Origin of the sequence: Thermococcus sp. (assembly GCF_027011145.1) — an archaeon.
GTDB lineage: Archaea > Methanobacteriota_B > Thermococci > Thermococcales > Thermococcaceae > Thermococcus.
Window position 1 is genome coordinate 12,235 of sequence record NZ_JALVAO010000042.1, and the last position, 23,081, is coordinate 35,315.

Genomic DNA, 23,081 nt, shown 5'->3' on the forward strand with positions numbered 1-23,081 from the left:
TATGGGGAGGCTTTTCGGGACCTTTGGGGTCCGCGGCATAGCGAACGAGAAGATAACTCCTGAGTTCGCCCTGAAAATGGGAATGGCCTTCGGAACGATGCTCAAAAGGGAGGGAAGGGAAAAGCCCCTCGTCGTTGTCGGCAGGGATACGCGCGTCAGCGGTGAGATGCTCAAAGATGCTTTAATCAGCGGTTTGCTTAGTGTGGGCTGTGACGTTATAGACGTTGGCATCGCCCCAACGCCCGCTATACAGTGGGCCACCGCTCACTTCAACGCTGACGGTGGGGCGGTGATTACCGCCAGCCACAACCCGCCAGAATACAACGGCATAAAGCTCCTCGAGCCGAACGGCATGGGTCTCAAGAAGGAACGTGAAGCCGTCGTTGAGGAGGTCTTCTTCAACGAGGACTTCGACAGGGCTAAATGGGATGAGATAGGCGAGGTCCGCGAGGAGGACATCATAAAGCCCTACATCGAGGCGATAAAGGCCAGGGTGGACGTTGAGGCGATAAAGAAGAGAAGACCCTTCGTTGTAGTTGATACTTCCAACGGTGCTGGCTCACTAACCCTCCCCTACCTCCTCAGGGAGCTCGGGTGTAAGGTCGTGAGCGTTAACGCCCATCCCGACGGTCACTTTCCAGCGAGAAATCCCGAGCCGAACGAGGAGAACCTGAAGGAGTTCAAGGAGATAGTGAAGGCCCTTGGAGCGGACTTTGGCGTTGCACAGGATGGGGATGCAGACAGGGCAGTATTCATAGACGAAAACGGACGCTTCATACAGGGCGACAAGACATTCGCTTTGGTTGCCGATGCCGTGCTGAGGGAGAAGGGTGGCGGGCTCCTCGTAACGACGATAGCAACATCCAACCTTCTCGACGATATAGCGAAGAGGAACAATGCCAAAGTCATGCGCACAAAGGTCGGCGATTTGATAGTTGCAAGAGCTTTGCTTGAGCACAACGGGACAATCGGTGGTGAGGAGAACGGGGGAGTTATCTTCCCTGACTTCGTCCTAGGCAGGGACGGGGCAATGACGACGGCAAAAATAGTCGAAATCTTTGCGAAATCCGGCAAAAAGTTCAGCGAGCTTATCGATGAACTGCCGAAGTACTATCAGTTCAAGACGAAGAGGAAAGTGGAAGGCGACAGGAAAGCGATAGTGGAGAAGGTCGCGGAGCTTGCCAGGGCAAGGGGATATACCATTGACACCACCGACGGGACGAAGATAATCTTTCCCGACGGCTGGGTTCTCGTGAGGGCCAGCGGGACGGAGCCAATAATCAGGGTCTTCAGCGAAGCCAAGAGCGAGGAGAAGGCAAGGGAATACCTCGAACTGGGACTTAAGCTGTTGGAAGAGGCCCTCAGGGGCTGAGTCTTTTTTTCTTTAGTATCTCAACGGCCTCCTCAACGCTGAGCGGTGTTTCCTTCAGTCCCAGCATGTGGAAAAGTTTCACAATCTCCGGGACGTCAAGGTTAGCACTCTCTATCAGTTCCGGTCTTGAGAAAAGCTCTCTTGGTGTTCCCTCAAAAAGGACTTCTTCTTTGAGCACGTAAACCCTGTCGGCCAGGCGAATCAGCCTGAGGTCGTGGGTTACCACCACTACTGTTCTTCCCTCGGCCTTCCACTTCCCAATCATGTCAAGGACGAAGTTCCTGTTTCTCAGGTCTAGGTCTCTGGTCGGCTCGTCGAGGAGCAGGACTTCGGGTTCCATGCTCGTCACGCATGCTATAGAGGCCTTCTTCTTCTCCCCTCCGCTGAGGCTGTAGGGGTGCCTCTCGGCAAGCCTTTCTATTCCGAGTTTTCTGAGCTCTTCCCGGGCCCGTTTCAGTCCTTCCTCCTTCCCCCACAGGTGGACTGGACCGAAGGCCACATCCTCCAGAACGGTCGCGCTGAAAAGCATGACGTCCGGGTTCTGGAACAGGAATCCAACCTTCCGCCGAAACTCCGGGTCTGTCATGGTTTCCTCCGTTATCGGCTTTCCCTCGAAGAGTATCTCACCCTCACTCGGTAATACAAGTGCGTCCATCAGCTTCAGCAGAGTCGTTTTTCCCGCGCCGTTGGGGCCAACTATCGCCACGGTTTCCCCCTTCTCTATCTCCATGTTGATGTTTCTCAGCGCCCATTCCCCGGTTGGGTATCGGTATGAGACGTTTCTAAGCTCGTAAATCTTCATAGTAACCCCCTCGTGAAGGCCAGCGTAAGAAGGACAACAAGCGCTGTTACGATTGAGAAGGCGTAGTCCACCTTTCCAAGCCGGAACTCCCTTATGGGCTGGACTTCGTTGGTATAGCCCCTCGAAAGCATGGCGTAGTAAATGTCTTCTCCAAGGGCGTTTGCCTTTATGAAAGTTGCACCTATGTGCTTTCCTGCCTCCTTCCAGCTCTCCACCATGCCGAGCTCCCCCGCGAGTCTTGCCCGCCGGGAGTGCATGGCATCAAGGAGGAGCTTCGCGAGAAGGAATACGTACCTGTAGGTGAGGGTGGCTATCGTTATCACCATTCCGGGAACCCTGAACGAGGCCAGGGCCGAAACTATCTCGTTCCACCTGCTCGTCATTGTGAACAGTATTGCATAGGAAACGGCCGTTGCAACCCTCAGCGTGAACAGAACCGCCCAGCGGATTCCCTCCCATGTCGCGGTAAGGCCAAGAACTTTGAAAGCAGTATCACCGGGAACCATAAAAATCGATGGGACGGCAATTATCCCGGTGAATACCGGAATGAAAATCCAGACCCTTTTTGTGAACTCAACCACAGGGAGCTTTGACATGACTGCAAGAACGAGGGCCAGGAAGTAGAACGCAACCACAACCCTGATGTCCTGAAGGGAAACAACGGTTGCCACGAGGACCACAAGGGAGACCGTTTTAAGCCGTGGGTCGAGGCGTTGAAGGAGGCCGTTCTTCCGGGCGTGTCTCTCCGAAAACACGGCCTCCGTTGTGAACTCCAGAACTTCCCTTGCTGTATCCTCCAGGAACCCCATTGCCCTCACCAAAATTGAAAGAAATCAGGAAGAAGTGCCCTTCCCGACCGTGAACTTTACCAGGGCATAGTAGAGGAGCATCACAAGTGCAGTCCCGACCACTGCTGAGATGATGTATCCAATGGATGCGTGCAGTTTGTCTTCCCAGCCGGGGACGTTGTAATCCGGAAGAACCGCGTGGTTCCAGATGTCTGCCAGCTTTTCCATTCCCGGAAGCTTGTGGCCGACCATCTGCTCGACGGTGTTGACGTCCCATTCACCCCACGCGTCACTGTAGTTCCAGACGAGGAGTATTCCTATGGGGGAGAGGATTATCATGACGCCGACAATGGCGAGCAACGTTTTTGTGACCCTGTCCATTCAATCACCCCCTCGTCTTGGTTATTGTCCTCATGGCAAAAAGGTCGGGTCTGCTCTTCTTGACGTACCACACAACTGCCGCGGTGACGACAGCCGCCGCTGGACCAGCGGTAACGAGGTGCGCTATTGCCATCGCGGGAACGGAAACTCTCAGTGGATACGGGCAGTAGCCGGGCTGTAGATAGGGCTGAATTCCGAGTTCAATTCCCGCCATAATCGCCGCAGTCACTATTCCCACGTAGGCCCCTATTCCAGCGGATACAATCTCGTTGAGTTTCAGCCTCTGTGTAAGGAAGCGGTAGGTGTAGTAGCCGACGAAGGGCAGGACAACGCCCATGTTGAAGACGTTTGCGGCGTAGGTCGTTATCCCACCATCGCCAAAGAAGAGGGCCTGTATCAGGAGCACTATTGTCAGGGAGACCGTTGCCGCCCATGGGCTGATTAGTATCGCTATTATCGTCCCTCCAACGATGTGGGCTGTCGTTCCCCCGGGAACTGGCATGTTGTACATCATCACAAGGAACGAAAAGGCCGTCAGAACTCCCAGGAGGGGCACCTGGCTTGGCTTCAGGTTCTTGAGCCACCTGAAGGCCTTGTACCATATCGGTATCATTATCAGGTAGAAAAACGCACAGGTGTACGGACCGAGGTAGCCGTCTGGAATGTGCAATTTCACCACCTCTTTCATCGGTTGGTGTTATCAGAACTATGAATAGTGCTATTCTATAAAAAATTTTCTAAAAACAGTGTTACAAACCTTTGGTTCCCAACCAAGTCCCAAAGAAAAGGGGGAATCAGAGGTAACCCCTGTCCTCTTCCTCCGGGGCCGGGGGCATCTGCTGTTCAAGCATTGCCCTCTGCATCTCCTGAACCTTCCGGAGTATCTCCTCGGTTTCCTTTGCGCGCTCCTCAAGTGCTCTCATGTCGAGCTCAATTCCGAGTATCTTCGTAACGGCGGTTAAAACGGCCTTCGCGGCCTTTGCATCGACTATGTACCCGAGACTCTCGCCGAGCAGACTTATGCCGTACATCGAGCGGAGCTTGCCCATGCCGAGGAGCAGTCCGGCCGCTCCGACTATCGCCCCTCCCTCGTCTTCCCTCCAGATGACTTCAACGGAACAGTCCTTGAGCTTCTCCTTGTAGTAGTCCACTAGCTCCTCATGGGTTACGGCCGCTAAAACCCTCGGTTCGCCCTGCAATTCTGGAACCTGATAGCCACCCATGGTTATTATCTCCCTGACGCCGAGCTCCTGGACGAGGTCGAGCATCTTACCAACCACCTCGTAGTGGCCGGGGCTGTCGGTCGGAGGAACCTGCTGGTCGCCGGTGATTATGATTAGGTCCCTTCCATCCTCGTCAGGGTTTATCCAGTAGTAGAACTCGTTCTTCATGAGCTCAACGATTGAGCCTTTCTTTATGATAACCTGATGCATGAAGTGTGGCGAATAAAGCTCCGCGAACTTAACGGCGTTGAGTTCCTGAATGAGGTGCTCGGCGGCGAGCTTTCCAACCAGCCCAATTCCGGGGAGGCCCTCTATAAAGACTGGATCCCTCAGCTTGGGCCTCTCAAGGAGATAAATGGTTGTTTCCTTCATTTTCTCACCCCTATCCCAAGGACTTCCCTCTTCCACCTGCGCCTGTACTCGCCGTAGGGGTCCTCGGGTGAAAAGCGCGGTGGGTGGGCCACCTTGGTCTTCGTGCCACAGACCGGACAGGTCTCCTTGAGGGTGTACCTGCCACAGTTGGGGCACTTCCTTATACGGAACTTCATCGTTACCTCCTCTTCTTAATCTTCTTTATGCGTTTCTCTTTTCTAATCAGCGTGGCCTCTCCGCCGGCTTCTTTAATTACCCTGAGAATCTCCTCGGCTATGCTTTCGAGGACTTCTTCGGCCTTGTAGTAGTCCGGGGCCGTTATGTCAATTCTATACCTCGGTGCCCCTTGATATGTGAATTTTACCTCTATGTCCTTTTCCTTGTTTGCCCTGTCGCGGGCTCTTATGAGGGCCTCCTTTATTATTTCGATACCATTCGGCTTTGGAACAGTTATCTCGAACTCGGCATCTATCGTCACCGTCGGAATCTCGACGTAGGCTTCTATGATTGGCTTGAGAGCTTCGAGCCACTCGTCGGGAATGAGGCCCTTCAGAACCTCGATGCCGTTCTGGGCGGCGTCTTCAAAGGCGGCGTAAACCTCCCCGTACTCCTCCTCCAGAGGAACCCAGACCTCTCGCCAGGCAGTCTCAAAGTCCTTGCCAATCCTCTCCGCGGCCATTTTGAGGAGGTTCTCGGCCTTCTGGGCGCGCTTGTACTCCTGGAGCTTCGCCTTTCTCTGTTGCTGATTGACGCGCTTGAGGCTCAAGTCTATGTGCCCCTTCTCCGGGTCAACCCTGATTACCTTGACGACAACCTTTTGACCCTCTTTCACGTAGTCCCTGATGTTCTTGACCCACGTGGGAGCAACCTCGCTTATGTGCATGAAGCCCTCCTTTCCGGGATACTCGTCAAGGGTGAGGAACGCTCCATAGGGGTGAATGTTCTTGACGGTAGCAACGACGAATTCACCTTCCTCGGGGAACTCCTTGGCCTTCCTCGGCATTTCAACCACCTCTAAATTTTTCTCTCCGAAAGGTTTACGAGAAGAGGTTTTTAAAAGTTTGGCGGGATGGAAAAAGGAAGGGAATCACTCAAGAACCTCAAGGATTTTGGCCTTGACGATTCCCTTACCGCCGGTTGGTTCGACCAGAGTTGCACCGCAGACGAGACAGCGAACCGGAGTGGCCGGGTGGCTGAAGACTATCTGCTCGTTTCCGCAGTCTATGCACTTAACGCGGAGGAACCTTGAGCGTGGCATTGGAATCAGGTTCTTCGGGAGCGCCATGCGTCACACCTCCACCAGCTCAAACTTCTTAACGCGGAAGCCCTTTCCTCTGGTGTGGGCCTTACCGCAGACCGTACACCTAAACCTGAGGTCGAGCTTCTTGACAGGCTTCTCCCTTCCGGCTGGGTTCGGCCTCGGGAATCCGTGGTAACCCTTCATTATTCTGCGGAATCTCCTCTGGCCCTGGCTGAGCTCGCTCCTCGGCCTCTTCTTGACCTTCTCGACCTTGTGGATGGTGTGCTTTTTACAAAACGGACAGTATGTTCTTATCTGCTTCGGGTACTTCATCTCACTCACCCCCAGCGAAAAGCCCGGTGGGCTCCTTTCCGGATACCCCCGAGCCATGAGCCGATGACAGCTCGGGTTTCCCGTTTGTGGGGATATTTAAAAAGCTTTTTCCCATTTCCCGAAACTTTTAAATACTAAATGTTACTAAAAAGTCCCGGTGATGGGAAATGAAGAGGATGATTGACATCGTCAAGGAGGCAAAGAAGGTCGAAGGAAAGGCCGAGAAGGACTACAAAAAGCTACTCAAAAAGCTCGACAAGCCCGAGTACGCGGATTTGAGGGGACTGATTCTTAGGATTGCGATTGATACGGCCTTCCACAAGAGACTGATGGAGGCCCTTGAGAAGGCCTACGATGACGCCGTTAAGCTCGTCGAGGAGTATTCCATCGAGAAGCCCAACGAGGACTACGCACTAATCCCGGGCGTTCCAACGATGGTCATGCCCCTCGGTTTTGGGCCGGTGGGAGCCAGAATTCCGCCGGAGGAGGTAATAGAGGAGTTCCTCAAGGACTTCCCGACGGAGGTCGTTCTTCCTGAGGACGGCAAGAAGCTGGTCGAACTGCTCAGGAAGTACGCCGAGGAGGAGGCCAAGATGAGGGAGCTCTACGAGGAACTCTCAAAGCGGGCATTCCACCCGGTCGTCAGGGAACTCGTCAGAGAGCTGAGGAGAAACGAGGAACAGCACGAGAGCTTCATTAAGGGCCTCATTGAGAAGTACGCTAAAGAGTGAGTATCAGGGGAAGGAGGAAGGGAACCAAAGCTGTAAGGACGAACCCGTGGACAAAAGCAACGAGCGCGACTTCCCTTCCTCCAAATTTGGTTATTATCGGCAGGGTCGTGTCCATAGTTGTTGCCCCTCCCATGGCGACGGCTTTTTTGGGGTCAATCCTTTTTGTTGCGATTGGATATATCAGAATAGTCAGGATTTCCCTCATAAGGTTCCCAAGGAATCCAACGGCACCGTAGAGCGGGGAATACTGCGCTATCAACGGCCCTGTGAGGGAATACCACCCACATCCGGCCCCGATTGCCAGACCCCACTTCGGTTCTATGCCGAGGAGGAGCGAAGCAATAAGACCTCCAAGGATTGAGCCAATCAAGGTCAAAAACGGCAGGAGGAGGGCTTTTCTGCCAACCTTCATGAGCTCTTCCTTCCTGAAACTCAAACCGAGGTCCATTCCGATTAGGAATATCAGGACGTAGAGCATAACTTCATAGGCGTTCCCAAAGTTCGGGGAGAGGAAACGCCCGACGAGTACACCCAATGTGAGGGAGGTAAGAACGAGGTAGAGGAACCTCACCCAACCACCTCCGCGAGGAGAAGGCTTCCCGCTATCGTCAAAACTGCAAAAACCGTAGAGGCAAGGAGGAGCCAGAGGCCGTTTACCTGGACTTCCCCGGTTTTCACTCCCAGGAAGAATATCATAGCTAAGAGGGCAACGCTAACCGGGGCCTCAAGACTGGGCTTTTTCCCACTTCGCCGGAGCAGGTAGCCAAGAAGAAGGCCGAGGGTTAGGGGTATGAAGACGTTCATGCCCGAGATTCCACTCTGAAGGTTAATAAAAGTATCGAAGGGGCTCGGAGGGTGTTCACGTCATCACATCTCAGCGTGCTTGCTATTCTTCATCGCCCGGTGGAGATTTGGACGGTCGGTTTTAAACGTTTCCGAAAATATACTGGATTTCAACGGCTTTTCATGAAACCTCTCGGCTCAAGGTTTTTATTGTGAACGCCCAAGCTTTGGGGTGGTGGTTGTCATGATTAGGGCATCTGAAAGGGCCATGGGCGTGGAGTACGCCATCAGGGACGTTGTTCTTCCCGCCAGAGAACTTGAAAAGAGGGGGATAAAGGTCATCAGGCTCAACATAGGTGACCCCGGAAAATACGACTTTCAACCGCCGGAGCACATGAAGGAGGCTTACTGTCGTGCAATAAGGGAGGGCCACAACTACTACGGTCCCAGTGAGGGTCTCCCCGAGATGAGGGAAGCGGTTGTTAGGAGGGAGAAATGGAAGAACGGGGTTGATATAACACCAGATGACGTCCGCGTTACTACCGCCGTTACCGAGGCTCTCCAGTTGATTTTCGGTGCACTCCTGAACCCCGGCGACAACATACTCGTTCCAAGTCCCAGTTATCCGCCCTACACGGGCCTCGTCAAGTTCTACGGTGCCGAGCCAAGGGAGTATCTGACGATTGAGGAAAACGGCTGGCAACCTGATTTGGACGACATGAGGAAGCTGATTGACGAGAGAACTAAAGCCATAGCGGTTATAAACCCCAACAACCCGACGGGGGCACTCTACGAGAAGAAAACGGTAAAGGCAATTCTCGACTTGGCGGGAGAATACGATTTGCCAGTCATAAGCGACGAGATATACGACCTGATGACCTACGAGGGTAAGCACGTTTCTCCGGGCTCGCTCACAAAGGACGTTCCAGTTATAGTCATGAACGGCCTCTCGAAGGTTTACTTTGCCACCGGCTGGCGTCTGGGCTATTTCTACTACGTCGACCCAGAGAACAAGCTCGCCGAAGTCAGGGAGGCAATAGACAAGCTCATGCGCATAAGAATCTGCCCGAATACACCAGCTCAGTTCGCGGCGATAGCAGGTCTAACCGGGCCGATGAACTACCTTGAAGAGTACATGGCAAAGCTACGCGAGAGGAGGGACTACATCTACAAGCGCATCAACGAGATACCCGGTGTAAGCGCCGTCAAGCCTCAGGGAGCTTTCTACATCTTCCCCCGCATAGAGGAGAGGTCAAAGTGGAAGAACGACAAGGAGTTCGTTCTGGACGTTCTCCACAATGCCCACGTGCTCTTCGTCCACGGTTCTGGCTTCGGCAGGGCCGGGGACTGGCACTTCAGGATAGTGTTCCTCCCGCCGGTTGAAGTACTTGAAGAGGCCATGGACAGGTTTGAGGCGTTCATGAAGGCGAGGCTCTCATCCACCTGAGACCACCGGGATGACCTCAACTTCCGTTCCATCTTCCACTTTTTCGTCTTCCAAAACGACCCTTCCGTTGATTCTCGCTATCGCGCTCTCAGTGTTGAAGCCAACTTCCCTTAGGATGTCCTTAACGGTTATCCCTTTCCTCCATTCCACTTCCTTCTCGATTCCCCTTCCAAGGACCTTTACCCTAATCATCCCAATCACCTCACCTGAAGAGAACTGTCCTCCTAAAGACGTCCCTGTGGTTTCCGAAGGCCTCGAACATCCTTCCCGAGTAGTGTTTTACAGCAGAATCGAGGAGTTTGTTGAGGTTGTAGTTTATCTCGTCGCTCATCGGCATGTAAAGCGGGGCCGGCTCGTAGTAGTCCATTCCCTTGAGGAGGGACGTTGCGAAGTACCAGAGCGTCTTCTTGATTTTCCTTCCCCTAAGGGGTGAAAAGCTCGCATTTCCACCCCCAAAAGACGCATGGAGGACGACAATCTTCTCAACTTCCACACCCTTTTTGAGAAGTCTCCTCCTCTCGGTGCTTTCCAAATCCACTATCCTGTACCCGCTCCTCGTCGTTTCGTCGTAGTCAATGGAAACCCCGTAAATCTCTTCAATTTTCGGGTCGTAGACCAGAACCTCGGTTCCGCCGATGACGTACAGCCTATCGTCCCTGACGTCGAGAACTGTGTTTTCCGTGCTCAAAACGTCCATCCCCTCCGAGACTGCCAGAGCTGACATCGTGCTCTTTCCCGTGTGGGGATAACCAACGAAGAGAACGGCCCTCCCCTCAAGGTTGACGACGCTCACCGAATCCGTCACGAAAATCCTGCCCTTCCTTGCACCGGCCCTCGCAGTTGCCTGTAGGAGGAAGAAAACCGGTGCCTCGTTCTTATATGCCGATGGGACGGCCGACTCGAGCTTGTAACGGTCCTTCCCGTTCACGTCGTACATGGCGCTGAATACCCTGAAGGAGTCCCCTTTAAAGCGCTCTATCAAAACGTCGGGCTTTATCTCGGCTCTGAGGACGTCCGGAAGATAGCGTCGGGCAAAGAGGTTTCTAAAACCCTCGACGAAGCCGTCGTTTAGTTCGCCACTGAAGAGAACACCGACACCTCCGACGCTCAGCATCGTCATCAACGACGGTTTTGTTAGACCGTTATAAACCCTTCGCAGGGTTTTTATATCCACTCTCAAAGACAACTTGAGGCCTATGGTAACGCTAATAATAGCGGAGAAGCCCAACGTCGCCAGAAAAATCGCCTATGCCCTGGCCGAGGGTAAACCCGTTAGGAAAACCATAGGAAAGGTAAGTTATTACGAGTTCACCCGCGACGGGAAGAAGGTTATAGTTGCACCCGCAGTTGGGCACCTGTTTTCCCTTGCGCCAAAGACAAAAACCTACGGTTATCCAGTTTTCGACATCGAGTGGGTGCCGGTTTATGTCGCCGAGAAGGGGAAAAGCTACGCGAAGGACTACATAAAGGCCTTAGCCACGCTGGCGAAGAAAGCGGATGAGTTCATCGTCGCCTGTGACTACGACACGGAAGGAGAGGTAATAGGCTATACCGCCCTCAAATACGCCTGTGGCGTTGACCCCTCCAAGGCAAAGCGCATGAAGTTCTCGGCCTTAACCAAGAAGGACCTCCTAAAGGCCTGGTACAACCTCGAGCCGACCATAAACTTCGGCATGGCGGACGCTGGAATAGCGCGCCACGTTTTGGACTGGTACTGGGGCGTAAACCTTTCGAGGGCACTTACCTCGGCCATAAAAAGGGCCAGCGGTAAGTGGATGGTTCTCTCGACAGGTAGGGTTCAGGGGCCAACGCTAAAGTTCCTCGTTGAACGCGAGAGGGAAATCCAGAACTTCCAGCCCAAACCATACTGGGTCATCAAGATGCTCCTTGAGAAGAACGGTGAGAAATACACGGCCAGCTATGAGAAGGACAAAATCTGGGACGAGGAAGAGGCCAAGAGAATAGTTCAGGAAGCCAAGAAGGGGCCTGCCTTCGTTGAGAAAGTCGAGGTTAAACAGCAGAAGAGGAATCCCCCCGTTCCCTTCGACCTCGGAACCCTGCAGAGAGAGGCATACTCAGCTTTCGGCTATAGCCCGAAGAAGACATTGGAGCTTGCACAGCGCCTGTATGAGCGAGGCCTATCCTCATACCCCCGCACCTCATCGCAGAAGCTTCCCAAGAACCTTAACTTCCGCTCGATAATTCAAAACCTCGCCAAACTTCCCCAATACAAGCCCTTTGCACACGAGCTTCTGGGCAAAGAAAAACTCAAACCCGTCGAGGGCAAGAAGGAGGACCCGGCACACCCTGCAATATATCCTACGGGCGAACTTCCCAAGCCGGGGGAGCTTACCAAGGACGAGCAGAACCTCTACGATTTGATAGTCAGACGCTTTTTAGCTCTGTTCATGGAACCGGCAGTTAGGGAGAGCATGAGGGTTGTGATAAACTCCAACAACCACCGCTTCATCCTCAGTGGCTCGAGAACGGTCAAGGAAGGCTGGCTGAAGGTTTACGGCAAATACGTCAAGTTCGACGAGGTTATTCTCCCGCCTTTCAGGGAGGGTGAGCCCGTAAAGGTTCTCCAGATAAAGCGCGAGAAGAAGAAGACGAAACCCCCAGCTAGGTATTCGCCTGCATCGGTCATCAAGAAAATGGAGGACTTGGGAATTGGAACGAAGGCAACGCGTGCCCAGATACTTGAAACCCTATACCAGAGGGGCTACATAGAGGGCAAGAAGAAGATAAAGGTGACCCCCCTCGGAATGAAGGTCGTGGAGGCCCTCGAGAAAAACGTGCCCGACATAGTGAGCGTTGAACTGACGAGGGCCTTCGAGGAGAAGATGGAGGAGATAATGGCGGGAAAAGCCAAGAAGGATGAGGTCATCGAGGAGAGCAAAGAGCAGTTGATAAAAATCCTCAAGGTCTTCAAGGAGAAGGAGCTCGACATAGGGAAGATGCTCCTTGAGACGACCGGAACGGGAGTTACAACTTCAAAGGAGTCCGCGAAGGTTGAAAAGTCCGGGGGTTCTTCAAAAGCCACTGAAAACAAAAAGGTCCAATCGAGGGAAAAGCTCGTCCTCGGAAAGTGTCCGAAGTGCGGTGGCGATTTAGTGCTCAAATACAACAGGAAAACTGGAAAGAGGTTCGTGGGTTGCTCCAACTGGCCGAAGTGTGACGTAACTTACCCAATCCTCCAGCGCGGGGAGGTCATCCCGACCGGAAAGACCTGCTGTAACGGTGCTCCCGTTGTGAAGATTCGCGAGAAGGGCAGGGAGTACGAGATATGCCTTGACATGAACTGCAAGAACTGGAAGCGATAGTCTTATTTGCTTTCCTCCCCAACTTTAAACATGGACGACTGGGAAAGGGCCTCAAAGGTTCTTATCGACAACGCCCGCGAGTTTCTTGAGAGGCTGAGGGACGAGGTCAGGTTAAACGAGGTGACGCTGGCGACCCTCCTTGAGGTTCAGTCAACCTTCGTCCTCGGCCTGGCTGACGCGAGCCTGTATGCCTTTTCTTTATGCAACGATGACGACGTTGAGCTCTCCTACAGGCTCTTCCTTGAAGGTCTCGACGTGCTCAAAGCCGGCCATCTGTTTATCAGCGAACCGGAACTTGACCTGTGGCTTTCCCCGTTGAGGGGACTAAACCCCGAAAGGGGGTTTTCCCTCGACAGAAGGTTCTCCCTCCTCGGTGAGCCTAAGCCAACCATGGTGTGGGCCAACAGGATAGTCCAGCTCAGGAATGCACTCCATGGAAGGCCCGTTAGGGACCCCTTGAGGAACATCGGTTACGGGATAGGCGAGGAGGACAGACGCTTTCCAGTCCTTTTAAAGGCCGTTAGGAGGCTTTACAGGCTCTACCCCGCTCCAATGGAGGAAGTTGCCAGATTACTCACCCTTGAGCTCAGCGCTGGACTAGACGAGAGACCTCTGGAGTGCTCGGACGGAACCTGCGACGAGATAACCGAGCTCCCAGACGTTTCAGGTTTCAGAAAAACTGTTTCCGGAGAAGTTGAGCTCTACTACCTCATCGAGAACTCCAAGGGTATAAGCTCTCCCTGGGGAAGCCTGAGCGTTGGAAGGGCGAGGGAGATAGTCGTGTTCTCAAGGAAGAAGGGAAAGGGATTCAGGCTCAGAGAAGTTCCTTGAGAAGGCTGAGTCTCCTCTTGCTCATAAGGACCTTCGGGTGCTTGAGGAGGGCCTTTATGACCTCGGTGTAGTCTCCAGAGGCAATTTTCTCGGCGTCTGCACCTCTGAGTATCTGGATGAACAGGTCGAGGTCTTCATCGGTGAGCTTTTCCGTAACGCGCCTAACCTTAAGAACCTTCTCAAGCCTCTTTCCGTCGGTCTCCCACCACTCCTTTGTGTAGTTCTGGAGGAGTGAGAGGTTTTCCTCTTCCAGGGCCTTTACAATCCACTTGCTCGCTATGGTTCCTGCCTCCATCGCTTCTGCCATTCCACCGCCGTGCATCGGGTTTACCTGTCTAGCTGCATCGCCGACAACCAAAACGTTGTCCTTGACAAGCTCCTTCACGAAGCCTCCAACCGGAACCACTCCAACGTTTACCTCAAGGATTTTCCTCATGGGTATGTTGTTCTCCTTCAGCCACTTGTCGAGGTAGTACTTTGCCGTCTCCGGGTGGTCGGAGGCTATGCCTATTCCCACATTAGCTCTATCCTCGTCCTTCGGGAAGACCCAGACGTAGCCCCTTGGCGCTACCTCGTTGCCGAACCAGAGGTGGATTAAATCTGGGTCAAACCCCTCTATGAGCATCTCGTATTCATAGCTCGAGTCGAACTCGTGTGGCGGAGCGTATGTGTTTATGCCGGCCTTTCTTGCTATCGTGCTTTCGACTCCATCTGCCGCAACGATTATGTCCGCGTATATCTCAACAGGCTCGTCCTCGTGCTTGGCCTTTATTCCGGCCACCTTGCCGTCCTTCCTTATGACGTCCAAAGCCTCCGTTCTAGCTAAAACGTCCGCCCCGGCCTTGGCCGCGTAGTAGGCCAGCATCTTGTCGAAGACCTTCCTCTCGAGGATTACACCGCTGACCTCCTTATAGCGGAGCTCGAGCTCGTAACCGCTTGGAGAATAGAGCTTTGCACCGTAAATCTCGCGGTTGATGAATCTTTTATCATAGGGGATGTCGTACTTATCGAAGACCTTTATGCTTATCCCCTCGGCGCACTGTTTCGGCGTTCCAATTGCCCATTTCTTATCAATGAGCAGAACCGAAAAACCGGCCTTGGCAACGTTTCTCGCTATTATAGGCCCGGCTATTCCGGAACCAACGACGACAACGTCGTACTTCCAGCTCATTCGCTCACCTCCAGGGGTTCAGCGCTCAGCGCTCCAACCGGGCAGGCGTTAATGCATATCTTACAGCTGATGCACTTGTCCTGGAGAAACTCCCAGCCCGTGGAGTGGACCTCTATGGCGAGGGTCGGGCACACTCCAGCACAGCCACCGCAGAGGTAGCACCTGTCCTCGTTAACGACGATTTTAATCTTCTCCGGCATGGTCGTCACCGCCGAGCTTTGCCTTCAGTCTTTCGTCATCTATCGTTATGGTGTCGTCTTTTATCCTTAACGGAACGAACTTGTCCAGCTCACTAACTTTCGCGAGCACTTCCCTCTCCTTAAGGTTGAGCCTGTCGCTCAGTTCTTCAACCGTGGCTTTTCCGTTGAGGAGGACGTAATGTAGAATGGCTAACTGCGTCATGTCGCCGATTTCCTTTAGATATTTTTCCTTAATCATAGCCATGAGCCTGTCTCTCTTGTTTTCTATGCTCTGCAGGGTTCTGAGGACGTTTTCAAGTTCTTCACTCAGGGTTCTGAAGGTCAGAATCATCTCTCCCAGGGTTTTCTGCTCCTCCAGATGGTCTGAACTCTCCGAGTTAGCTCTAAGGTCAAGCCCGCGATACCAGAAGATGTTCGGAGTGATAGTTACCACATATGTCTTGGCGATGTTTATGTCGTAGTACTTTCTCGCGGGTCCTATGAAGGGCCCCTCCCTCTCGTAGGATTTCAGGATTCCCTCTCGTTCCATTATTTTAAGGTGCTTTGCCACGGCCGTTGAGGAGACACTAACCTTACTGCTCAGAAAACTGAAGTAGCATTCGGTGCAGGTGAGGTGACTCAGCAAATCGCGCCTCACCTTGTTTCCAAGGATGTAAAAAATGTCTGGTTCATCCATGGCCCACACCACCCAAACCTGTGACGTAAAGCTTATATATTGGACATTAAACTTAAGGTTGCAAACCTGGGGATTTTCACCCAGAGAAGATGGTTTGTGATGATTATAAACCTTTAGATGGGGGTGTGATTGATGGGACTGATTAGCGACGCCGACAAGAAGGTAATAAAGGAGGAGTTCTTCTCCAAGCTCACCGAGCCGGTTAAGCTCATGGTCTTCACCGGAAAGGACCACTGCCAGTACTGTGACCAGCTCAAACAGCTCGTCCAGGAGCTTGCCGAACTCAGCGACAAGCTGAGCTATGAGTTCATAGACTTCGACACAGAGGAGGGCAAGAAGAAGGCCGAGGAGTACAGGATTGACCGCGCTCCGGCAGTCAGCATAACCAGAAACGGTCAGGACGTTGGGGTTCGCTTCTTCGGCCTTCCCGCCGGCCACGAGTTCGGTGCCTTCCTTGAGGACATAGTTGACGTCAGCAACATGAGCACGGACTTGATGCCCGAGAGCAAGGAGGAGCTCGCCAAGATTGACAGGAACGTTAGAATACTCGTCTTTGTCACTCCGACATGCCCGTACTGCCCGCTCGCAGTTAGAATGGCCCACAAGTTCGCCATCGAGAACACCAAGGCAGGTAAGGGCAAGATTCTTGGAGACATGGTCGAAGCCATTGAGTACCCTGAGTGGGCCGACCAGTACAGCGTCATGGCGGTGCCGAAGATAGTCATCCAGGTGGACGGCGAGGACAAGGTCCAGTTTGAAGGTGCTTATCCTGAGAAAATGTTTATGGAGAAGCTCCTCCAGGCCCTGGAGTGACCTTTCCTTTCTTTTCTGTCCGGCTCTTGTCGGTGTTTTTAAAACTTCCGAAGTTTGAATGAACAACTTCATACATCAAAGAACCAAAAAGGGCTGGAAATCGGTTCTTAAACTTTACGCAACCGATATAAAGCCTTTCCACCGAGCTACCACTCGAAAAGCTTATATACCGGAACCCGCAGGTGGGGGTAGTGATATCGTTCTATAAAAAACGTTAAGGGGGCAATTCTCGGTGGCGGCGAAAAAAGAATTTAATATATTCACTCACGTGCTGGTTCCCGAGCACAGAATCCTTAGTGAGGAGGAGAAGGAGGAACTCCTCAAGAAGTACAGGATTAAGATTTCCCAGCTTCCACAGATTAAGGCTTCTGACCCTGCCGTTGTTGCTCTCGGAGCAAAACCCGGCGATGTTATCGAGATAAAGAGGAAGAGCCCCACGGCGGGTTACTACTACTATTACCGCCTCGTTGTGGAGGACTGATTTTAGGGGTGAGAGTTTATGAGCAGAGGAGTTACCGTTAACGAGCCCACTCTAACTCCTGACGAGCTCTGGCTTGTTATGGAGTCATACTGGAAGGAGAAAGGCCTTGTGAGACAGCACCTCGATTCTTACAACGCCTTCATTGAGCATGGCCTTCAGGAGGTCGTCAATGAGTTCGGTGGCGTTAAACCGGACATCCCCGGTTTGGAAGTCAAGTTTGGGAGGATTAGGCTCGGTGAGCCCGAGTTTCAGGAAGCCCAGGGGCAGAGAAGACCCCTCTATCCAATGGACGCGAGAATTAGAAACCTGACCTATTCTGCTCCCCTTTACCTCGAAATGATTCCTGTCGTCAACGGCATCGAGCAAGAACCCGTCGAGGTTCGCATCGGTGAGTTACCGATAATGCTCAAATCCAAGGCCTGCCGTCTCTACGGTCTCAGCGATGAGGAGCTCATAAAGCTCGGCGAGGACCCGAAGGACCCGGGAGGATACTTCATCATAAACGGCTCCGAGAGGGTTATAGTCTCTATCGAAGACCTCGCTCCAAACAAGACACTCGTGGAGAGGGACGAGAGGCAGAACCGCGTTATTGCCAAGGTCTTCTCCTACAGGCACGGTTACAGGGCTCTGATTACCGTTGAGAGGAAGAAGGACGGAATCCTCTACGTGTCCATTCCGAACGTCCCCAAGCCCGTCAAGTTCGTCTACGTAATGCGCGCACTCGGCCTTCTCAGCGATAAGGAGATAGTTGAAGCCGTCAGCGACGACCCGAGGATTCAGCAGATTCTCTTCGACAACCTCGAGGATGCAAGCGACATAAGAAGCCAGGAGGAGGCACTTGACCTCATAGGAAGGCTCTCCCTTCCGGGCCAGCCGAAGGAGTACAGGCTCAAGAGGGCGGAGCACATCATAGACAACAACCTCCTCCCCCACATGGGAGTCGAGCCCGGGAGGAGGAAGGCTAAGGCCTACTACCTTGGCATGATGGCCCTGAAGGTCCTCGAACTTTCGCTCGGCCTTCGTGGTGAAGACGATAAGGACCACTACGCCAACAAGAGGCTCAAGCTGGCCGGAGACCTTCTCAAGGATCTCTTCAGAATAGCCTTCGGTCAGCTCGTCAAGGACATGCAATACCAGATGACCAAGACCTACCAGAGGAAGGGTGAGAGATACACCTTCGAGAACGTCCAGCGCTTTGTTAGAAACTCGATAAGGCCCGACGTCCTGAGCGAGAGGATTGAGCATGCCCTAGCTACCGGTGCCTGGCCCGGTGGAAGAACCGGTGTGAGCCAGCTCCTTGACAGAACTAACTACATCTCAACGCTCTCCCACCTCAGGCGCGTGACTTCCCCGCTCAGCAGGGACCAGCCCCACTTCGAGGCGCGTGATTTACACGGAACCCACTGGGGTAGAATCTGTCCCACCGAGACGCCCGAAGGTCCCAACTGTGGTCTGGTTAAGAACTTAGCTTTGATGTCCCAGATAACCACCGGCGTTCCGGAGGAGGAAGTCCGCGAGTACCTCATGAAGCTCGGCATAGTCCCGATTGAGGAGAGAAGGCCAGCTCCGGGTCTCTACCGCGTTTACCTCAACGGTGTCCTTATCGGAACAATCGAGGATGGACGGGGTCTCGTGAAGAGAATAAGAACCGACAGGAGGAGCGGTAAGATAAGCGACGTCATAAACGTGGCCATCTACGAGGACGAGGAAGTTAAGGAAATCTACGTCAACAGCGATGACGGTAGGGTTAGGAGGCCCCTCATAATAGTCGAGAACGGAAAGCCCAAGCTCACCCGCGAGCACATTGAGGGTATAAAGAACGGAACCCTTACCTGGAGCGACCTCATCAAGATGGGCGTCATCGAATACCTCGATGCCGAAGAAGAGGAGAACGCCTACGTTGCCACCTGGCCATGGGAAGTAACCGAGGAGCACACCCACCTAGAGCTGATGCCGGCCGCGATACTCGGTATACCGGCTTCACTCGTTCCTTACCCGGAGCACAATGCTGCACCTCGTAACACCTACGGTGCCGGTATGGCCAAGCAGAGCCTCGGCCTCGGCTGGTCAAACTTCAGGATTAGGGTTGATACCAGAGGTCACCTCATGCACTACCCGCAGGTTCCGCTCGTCAACTCGAGGATAATGAAAGCAGTCGGTTTCGAGGAGAGGCCCGCTGGTCAGAACTTCGTTGTGGCCGTCCTCAGCTACCACGGTTACAACATGGAGGATGCCGTAATCATCAACAAGGCCTCAATCGAGCGCGGATTGGCCAGGTCAACCTTCTTCAGAACCTACGAAGCTGAGGAGAAGAGGTATCTGGGCGGTCAGAAGGACGCCTTCGAAATCCCCGACCCGACGATACAGGGCTACCTTGGTGAAAAATACTACAGGCACCTCGACGAGGACGGTCTCATCTTCCCCGAATCGAAGGTCGAAGGAAAGGACGTCCTCGTTGGTAGAACCTCTCCGCCTAGGTTCCTTGAGGAGCAGAGTGGCCTTGGAGGTGTCGCCCTCCAGGGTAGGCGCGAGACGAGCGTGACGGTAAGGCCGAGTGAGAGGGGTATAGTTGACAAGGTCATCGTCACCGAGACCGGCGATGGAACCAAGCTCGTTAAGGTTACTGTTAGGGACCTCCGCATTCCTGAGCTGGGAGACAAGTTCGCTTCAAGACACGGTCAGAAGGGTGTTATCGGTTTAATCGTCCCGCAGGAGGATATGCCCTGGACCGAGAGCGGTATCGTTCCAGATTTAATCGTCAACCCGCACGGTATTCCAAGCCGTATGACCGTTGGACAGCTCATAGAGGCAATAGGCGGAAAAGTGGCTTCTCTCAAGGGCAGGCGCGTTGATGGAACGGCCTTTATCGGTGAGCCAGAGGAGAAGCTGAGGAAGGAACTTGAAGAGCTCGGCTTCAAGCACAGCGGAAGGGAAATCATGTACGACGGTATAACCGGCAGAAGACTTGAGGCGGATATATTCGTCGGCGTTATCTACTACCAGAGACTGCACCACATGGTCGCCGACAAGATGCACGCGAGAAGCAGAGGTCCGGTTCAGGTCCTCACCAAACAGCCAACCGAGGGAAGGGCCAGGGAAGGTGGTCTTCGCTTTGGTGAGATGGAGCGTGATGTCTTAATCGGTCACGGTGCGGCAATGCTACTCATAGAGCGTCTCCTGGAGGAGAGCGACAAGACTGAGGTGTGGGTCTGCGAGAACTGTGGACACTTAGCTTTAGAGGACAAGCGTCGCGGTAAGGTCTACTGTCCGGTCTGTGGCGAGGAGGAGAGGATAAGCAAGGTCGAGATGAGCTACGCGTTTAAGTTGCTCCTCGACGAGCTGAAGGCGATGGTGATTAGGCCTTCCCTCAGGTTGAAGGATAGGGTGTGATGGCCATGCAGTCGATGAAAAAGGTCATCGGAAGTATTGAGTTTGGTATACTCTCACCCCAGGAAATCAGAAAGATGAGCGCCGCCGAGATAACAGTTCCAGACACCTACGACGACGATGGTTATCCAATAGAAGGGGGCCTCATGGACAAGAGGCTCGGCGTCATTGACCCCGGTCTTAGATGTGAGACCTGTGGTGCAAGAGCAGGAGAGTGTCCGGGCCACTTCGGCCACGTCGAGCTTGCCAGGCCGGTAATTCACGTGGGCTTTGCCAAGACCATCCACCGCGTTCTGGAGAGTACATGTAGGGAGTGCGGAAGGATAAAGCTCACAGATGAGGAGATTGAGGAATACATGAAGAAGTTCGAAGTTGTCGGCGACAGAAAGAAGGCCAAAGACAGGCTCATCAAGGAGATACACAAAAAGGCCAAGGAGAGAATGGTCTGCCCGCACTGTGGGGCACCGCAGTTCCCGATTAAGTTCGAGAGGCCGACCATCTACTGGGAGCTCAGGAAGGACGAGGAGGGCAACGAGTACAAGCACAGGATGATGCCGAGCGAGGTTAGAGACAGGCTTGAGAAGATACCCGACAAGGACCTACCGCTCCTCGGCCTGCACCCCGAGAAGGCCCGTCCCGAGTGGATGGTTCTCACCGTCCTTCCAGTTCCGCCCGTTACCATGAGGCCATCCATCACGCTTGAGAGCGGTATTCGCGCTGAGGACGACCTCACTCACAAGCTGGTCGATATCATCCGTATCAACAACCGCCTCAAGTCCAACATCGAGGCCGGAGCGCCACAGCTGATTATAGAAGACCTCTGGGACCTTCTGCAGTACCACGTGACAACTTACATCAACAACGAAACATCTGGAATTCCCCCGGCCAAGCACAAGAGCGGAAGACCGCTGAAGACCCTCGCCCAACGTTTGAAGGGTAAAGAGGGTCGCTTCCGTGGAAACCTCAGCGGTAAGCGTGTTAACTTTTCAGCGAGAACTGTCATCAGCCCTGACCCGATGATAAGCATCAACGAGGTCGGCGTTCCTATACCTGTGGCAATGGAGCTAACCGTTCCTGAAAAGGTTACGGAGTTCAACTACGAGAAGCTCAGGCAGAGGGTTCTCAATGGCCCCGATAAGTATCCTGGCGCCAACTACGTTATCGATCCCGAGGGAAGGAGAATTCGCCTCATGGAAACCAACCGCGAGCTCATAGCTGAAAAGCTCGACATCGGCTGGACGGTTGAGAGACATCTCGAGGATGGTGACATCGTTCTCTTCAACAGACAGCCATCGCTCCACAGGATGAGTATCATGGCCCACCGCGTTAGGGTAATGCCCTACAGGACGTTCCGCCTTAACTTGGCAGTCTGCCCGCCCTACAACGCTGACTTCGACGGTGACGAGATGAACCTCCACGTGCCACAGACGGAGGAAGCTCAAGCAGAAGCGAAGATACTCATGGAAGTCCAGAACCACATAATCTCGCCGAGGTATGGAGGCCCGCTCATAGCTGGAATCCAGGACCACATCTCCGGAGGTTATCTCCTCACGCGCGAGGGGGCGTACTTTACGAGGAGTGAAGTCGAGCAGATGCTTATGTTTGCCGGCGTTGATGTTGACGAGCTTCCAAAGCCCGACAAAGTCGAAAACGGCGTTGAACTCTGGAGTGGAAAGACTATCTTCTCGCTCCTCCTTCCGGATGACCTGACCATATGGTACCGCAATAAGCTCTGCGATGAACCCGAGAGATGTGAGGCACTAGAAAAGCTCATCGAGGAGAAGCTCGTTCCCAGCGAGGAGGAAGTCAGAAAGCTCGCCTACGACGGCTTCGTCTACATACAGAACGGAAAGCTCCTCAGCGGTGCAATAGACAAAAAGGCCTACGGCAGGGAGGACGGAAAGCTCCTCGACATCATAGTGAGGGAGTACGGCGTCGAGAGGGCCAGGCAGTTCCTTGACCAGGTTACCAAGTTGACAATCTGGGTAATAACCCACAAGGGCTTTACCACTGCGATAGACGACGAAGACCTGCCTCAGGAGGCCCTTGACAGGATTAAGGAGATAATCCGCGAGGCTGAAGAGAGAGTTAACAGGCTCATCGAGGCCTACAAGCGCGGTGAGCTCGAACCTCTCCCGGGTAAGACCCTGGAGGAGACCCTTGAGAGCAAGATAATGGCCGTTCTCGCTGAAGCGCGTGATAACGCCGGTAAGGTCGCTGAGAAATACCTTGGTATGAACAATCACGCGGTGATAATGGCCAAGACCGGAGCGAGGGGTAAGATACTCAATATCACCCAGATGGCAGCTTTACTTGGCCAGCAGTCCATTAGAGGAAAGCGTCTCTACCGTGGCTACCGCGGAAGAGTTCTGACTCACTTCAAGCCCGGGGATTTGGGAGCCAGAGCCAGGGGATTCGTAGTAAACTCCTACAAAAGCGGTCTAACGCCTCAGGAATACTTCTTCCACGCGATGGGTGGTAGGGAAGGTCTCGTCGACACCGCGGTAAGAACTGCCCAGAGCGGTTACATGCAGAGGAGATTGATAAACGCCCTCCAAGACCTCAAGGTAGACTACGATGGAACCGTTAGAGAGCCCACCGGAATCATCGTTCAGTTCCGCTATGGAGAGGACGGCGTTGACCCGATGAAGAGCTGGGGCGGAAAGACCGTTGATGTGGACAGGATTATAATCAGAACCCTGTTGAAGACCCGTGCTAAGGGGTGAT

Annotated in this window: 25 protein-coding genes; 9 read left to right on the plus strand and 16 right to left on the minus strand. The window is 53.4% G+C overall.

Annotated features, from left to right (window positions below; genetic code table 11):
- Position 1 precedes the first annotated feature (1 nt).
- Positions 2-1,372, plus strand: a complete 1,371-nt coding sequence (glmM, locus tag MVG27_RS04910; RefSeq protein WP_297556286.1) for a phosphoglucosamine mutase — start codon at positions 2-4, stop codon at positions 1,370-1,372.
- Here glmM and MVG27_RS04915 read toward each other — a convergent pair.
- From MVG27_RS04915 to MVG27_RS04955, 9 genes are all read right to left on the minus strand, one after another.
- Positions 1,362-2,174: an ABC transporter ATP-binding protein gene (locus tag MVG27_RS04915; RefSeq protein ID WP_297556289.1), complete on the minus strand. Its 813-nt coding sequence runs from the start codon at positions 2,172-2,174 to the stop codon at positions 1,362-1,364. The two genes, glmM and MVG27_RS04915, sit on opposite strands and share 11 nt — an antisense overlap.
- Positions 2,171-2,983 carry a cobalt ECF transporter T component CbiQ gene (gene cbiQ, locus MVG27_RS04920; protein WP_297471000.1) on the minus strand — a complete coding sequence of 271 codons (813 nt, stop codon included), beginning with the start codon at positions 2,981-2,983 and terminating at the stop codon, positions 2,171-2,173. Before cbiQ ends, MVG27_RS04915 begins: the two co-directional genes overlap by 4 nt.
- Before the next feature lie 24 nt (positions 2,984-3,007).
- The gene (locus MVG27_RS04925) at positions 3,008-3,343 is read right to left on the minus strand and encodes a PDGLE domain-containing protein (protein WP_297549927.1); all 336 of its coding nucleotides are present in this window, start codon (positions 3,341-3,343) and stop codon (positions 3,008-3,010) included.
- A gap of 4 nt (positions 3,344-3,347) precedes the next feature.
- Positions 3,348-4,019, minus strand: coding sequence for a cobalt transporter CbiM (gene cbiM / locus MVG27_RS04930; protein WP_297556291.1), 672 nt, complete (start codon positions 4,017-4,019; stop codon positions 3,348-3,350).
- Positions 4,020-4,137: 118 nt separating this feature from the next.
- A complete protein-coding gene (locus tag MVG27_RS04935; protein ID WP_297556292.1) occupies positions 4,138-4,938 on the minus strand; it encodes a proteasome assembly chaperone family protein in 801 nt (266 codons plus the stop codon).
- Entirely contained in the window at positions 4,935-5,114 is a 180-nt protein-coding gene (locus tag MVG27_RS04940) for an RNA-protein complex protein Nop10 (protein ID WP_297064040.1), read from the minus strand. The genes MVG27_RS04935 and MVG27_RS04940 overlap by 4 nt, the downstream gene beginning before the upstream one ends.
- A 2-nt stretch (positions 5,115-5,116) precedes the next feature.
- On the minus strand, positions 5,117-5,941 hold the full coding sequence (locus tag MVG27_RS04945) for a translation initiation factor IF-2 subunit alpha (RefSeq protein WP_297556294.1): 825 nt from the start codon (positions 5,939-5,941) through the stop codon (positions 5,117-5,119).
- An 84-nt stretch (positions 5,942-6,025) separates the two neighbouring features.
- Positions 6,026-6,223: a 30S ribosomal protein S27e gene (locus MVG27_RS04950; protein WP_088884971.1), complete on the minus strand. Its 198-nt coding sequence runs from the start codon at positions 6,221-6,223 to the stop codon at positions 6,026-6,028.
- Between the two features lie 3 nt (positions 6,224-6,226).
- The gene (locus MVG27_RS04955; RefSeq protein ID WP_088884972.1) at positions 6,227-6,511 is read right to left on the minus strand and encodes a 50S ribosomal protein L44e; all 285 of its coding nucleotides are present in this window, start codon (positions 6,509-6,511) and stop codon (positions 6,227-6,229) included.
- A gap of 167 nt (positions 6,512-6,678) precedes the next feature.
- Here MVG27_RS04955 and MVG27_RS04960 point away from each other — a divergent pair, with 167 nt between their 5' ends.
- Positions 6,679-7,242, plus strand: a complete 564-nt coding sequence (locus tag MVG27_RS04960; protein ID WP_297556295.1) for a hypothetical protein — start codon at positions 6,679-6,681, stop codon at positions 7,240-7,242.
- On the opposite strand, the gene MVG27_RS04965 is transcribed toward MVG27_RS04960, so the two are convergent.
- Complete coding sequence (locus MVG27_RS04965) at positions 7,232-7,813, minus strand: lysine exporter LysO family protein (RefSeq protein WP_297471020.1); 582 nt, start codon at positions 7,811-7,813, stop codon at positions 7,232-7,234. The two genes, MVG27_RS04960 and MVG27_RS04965, sit on opposite strands and share 11 nt — an antisense overlap.
- Positions 7,810-8,046: a hypothetical protein gene (locus tag MVG27_RS04970; RefSeq protein ID WP_297471022.1), complete on the minus strand. Its 237-nt coding sequence runs from the start codon at positions 8,044-8,046 to the stop codon at positions 7,810-7,812. Before MVG27_RS04970 ends, MVG27_RS04965 begins: the two co-directional genes overlap by 4 nt.
- 223 nt (positions 8,047-8,269) lie before the next feature.
- Between MVG27_RS04970 and MVG27_RS04975 the strand changes: the two genes are divergently transcribed.
- Positions 8,270-9,472: a pyridoxal phosphate-dependent aminotransferase gene (locus MVG27_RS04975; protein ID WP_297548231.1), complete on the plus strand. Its 1,203-nt coding sequence runs from the start codon at positions 8,270-8,272 to the stop codon at positions 9,470-9,472.
- Here MVG27_RS04975 and MVG27_RS04980 read toward each other — a convergent pair.
- Together MVG27_RS04980 and MVG27_RS04985 are read right to left on the minus strand one after the other, a co-directional pair.
- The gene (locus tag MVG27_RS04980) at positions 9,461-9,664 is read right to left on the minus strand and encodes a MoaD/ThiS family protein (protein WP_297471024.1); all 204 of its coding nucleotides are present in this window, start codon (positions 9,662-9,664) and stop codon (positions 9,461-9,463) included. The two genes, MVG27_RS04975 and MVG27_RS04980, sit on opposite strands and share 12 nt — an antisense overlap.
- A 10-nt stretch (positions 9,665-9,674) precedes the next feature.
- On the minus strand, positions 9,675-10,586 hold the full coding sequence (locus MVG27_RS04985; RefSeq protein WP_297556309.1) for a hypothetical protein: 912 nt from the start codon (positions 10,584-10,586) through the stop codon (positions 9,675-9,677).
- Positions 10,587-10,668: 82 nt separating this feature from the next.
- Between MVG27_RS04985 and topA the strand changes: the two genes are divergently transcribed.
- On the plus strand, positions 10,669-12,795 hold the full coding sequence (topA, locus tag MVG27_RS04990) for a DNA topoisomerase I (protein ID WP_297548220.1): 2,127 nt from the start codon (positions 10,669-10,671) through the stop codon (positions 12,793-12,795).
- Between the two features lie 30 nt (positions 12,796-12,825).
- Positions 12,826-13,626 (plus strand): hypothetical protein, encoded by an 801-nt coding sequence (locus tag MVG27_RS04995; protein ID WP_297548222.1) that lies wholly within the window; start codon positions 12,826-12,828, stop codon positions 13,624-13,626.
- Here MVG27_RS04995 and MVG27_RS05000 read toward each other — a convergent pair.
- From MVG27_RS05000 to MVG27_RS05010, 3 genes are read right to left on the minus strand one after another with little or no spacing between them, the layout of a single operon-like run.
- Positions 13,610-14,797: an NAD(P)/FAD-dependent oxidoreductase gene (locus MVG27_RS05000; protein ID WP_297548225.1), complete on the minus strand. Its 1,188-nt coding sequence runs from the start codon at positions 14,795-14,797 to the stop codon at positions 13,610-13,612. The genes MVG27_RS04995 and MVG27_RS05000 overlap by 17 nt on opposite strands.
- Positions 14,794-14,997 carry a 4Fe-4S binding protein gene (locus MVG27_RS05005; protein ID WP_297548227.1) on the minus strand — a complete coding sequence of 68 codons (204 nt, stop codon included), beginning with the start codon at positions 14,995-14,997 and terminating at the stop codon, positions 14,794-14,796. Before MVG27_RS05005 ends, MVG27_RS05000 begins: the two co-directional genes overlap by 4 nt.
- Positions 14,981-15,673 carry a transcriptional regulator gene (locus MVG27_RS05010; RefSeq protein ID WP_297556297.1) on the minus strand — a complete coding sequence of 231 codons (693 nt, stop codon included), beginning with the start codon at positions 15,671-15,673 and terminating at the stop codon, positions 14,981-14,983. Before MVG27_RS05010 ends, MVG27_RS05005 begins: the two co-directional genes overlap by 17 nt.
- A gap of 132 nt (positions 15,674-15,805) precedes the next feature.
- On the opposite strand from MVG27_RS05010, the gene MVG27_RS05015 reads away from it, so the two are divergent.
- From MVG27_RS05015 to MVG27_RS05030, 4 genes are all read left to right on the plus strand, one after another.
- Complete coding sequence (locus MVG27_RS05015; RefSeq protein ID WP_297466532.1) at positions 15,806-16,486, plus strand: thioredoxin family protein; 681 nt, start codon at positions 15,806-15,808, stop codon at positions 16,484-16,486.
- Positions 16,487-16,718: 232 nt separating this feature from the next.
- The gene (locus MVG27_RS05020; RefSeq protein WP_297065044.1) at positions 16,719-16,967 is read left to right on the plus strand and encodes a DNA-directed RNA polymerase subunit H; all 249 of its coding nucleotides are present in this window, start codon (positions 16,719-16,721) and stop codon (positions 16,965-16,967) included.
- Positions 16,968-16,985: 18 nt separating this feature from the next.
- Positions 16,986-20,357, plus strand: a complete 3,372-nt coding sequence (locus MVG27_RS05025; RefSeq protein ID WP_297556298.1) for a DNA-directed RNA polymerase subunit B — start codon at positions 16,986-16,988, stop codon at positions 20,355-20,357.
- A gap of 5 nt (positions 20,358-20,362) precedes the next feature.
- Positions 20,363-23,080, plus strand: coding sequence for a DNA-directed RNA polymerase subunit A' (locus MVG27_RS05030; RefSeq protein WP_297548235.1), 2,718 nt, complete (start codon positions 20,363-20,365; stop codon positions 23,078-23,080).
- Position 23,081 lies beyond the last annotated feature (1 nt).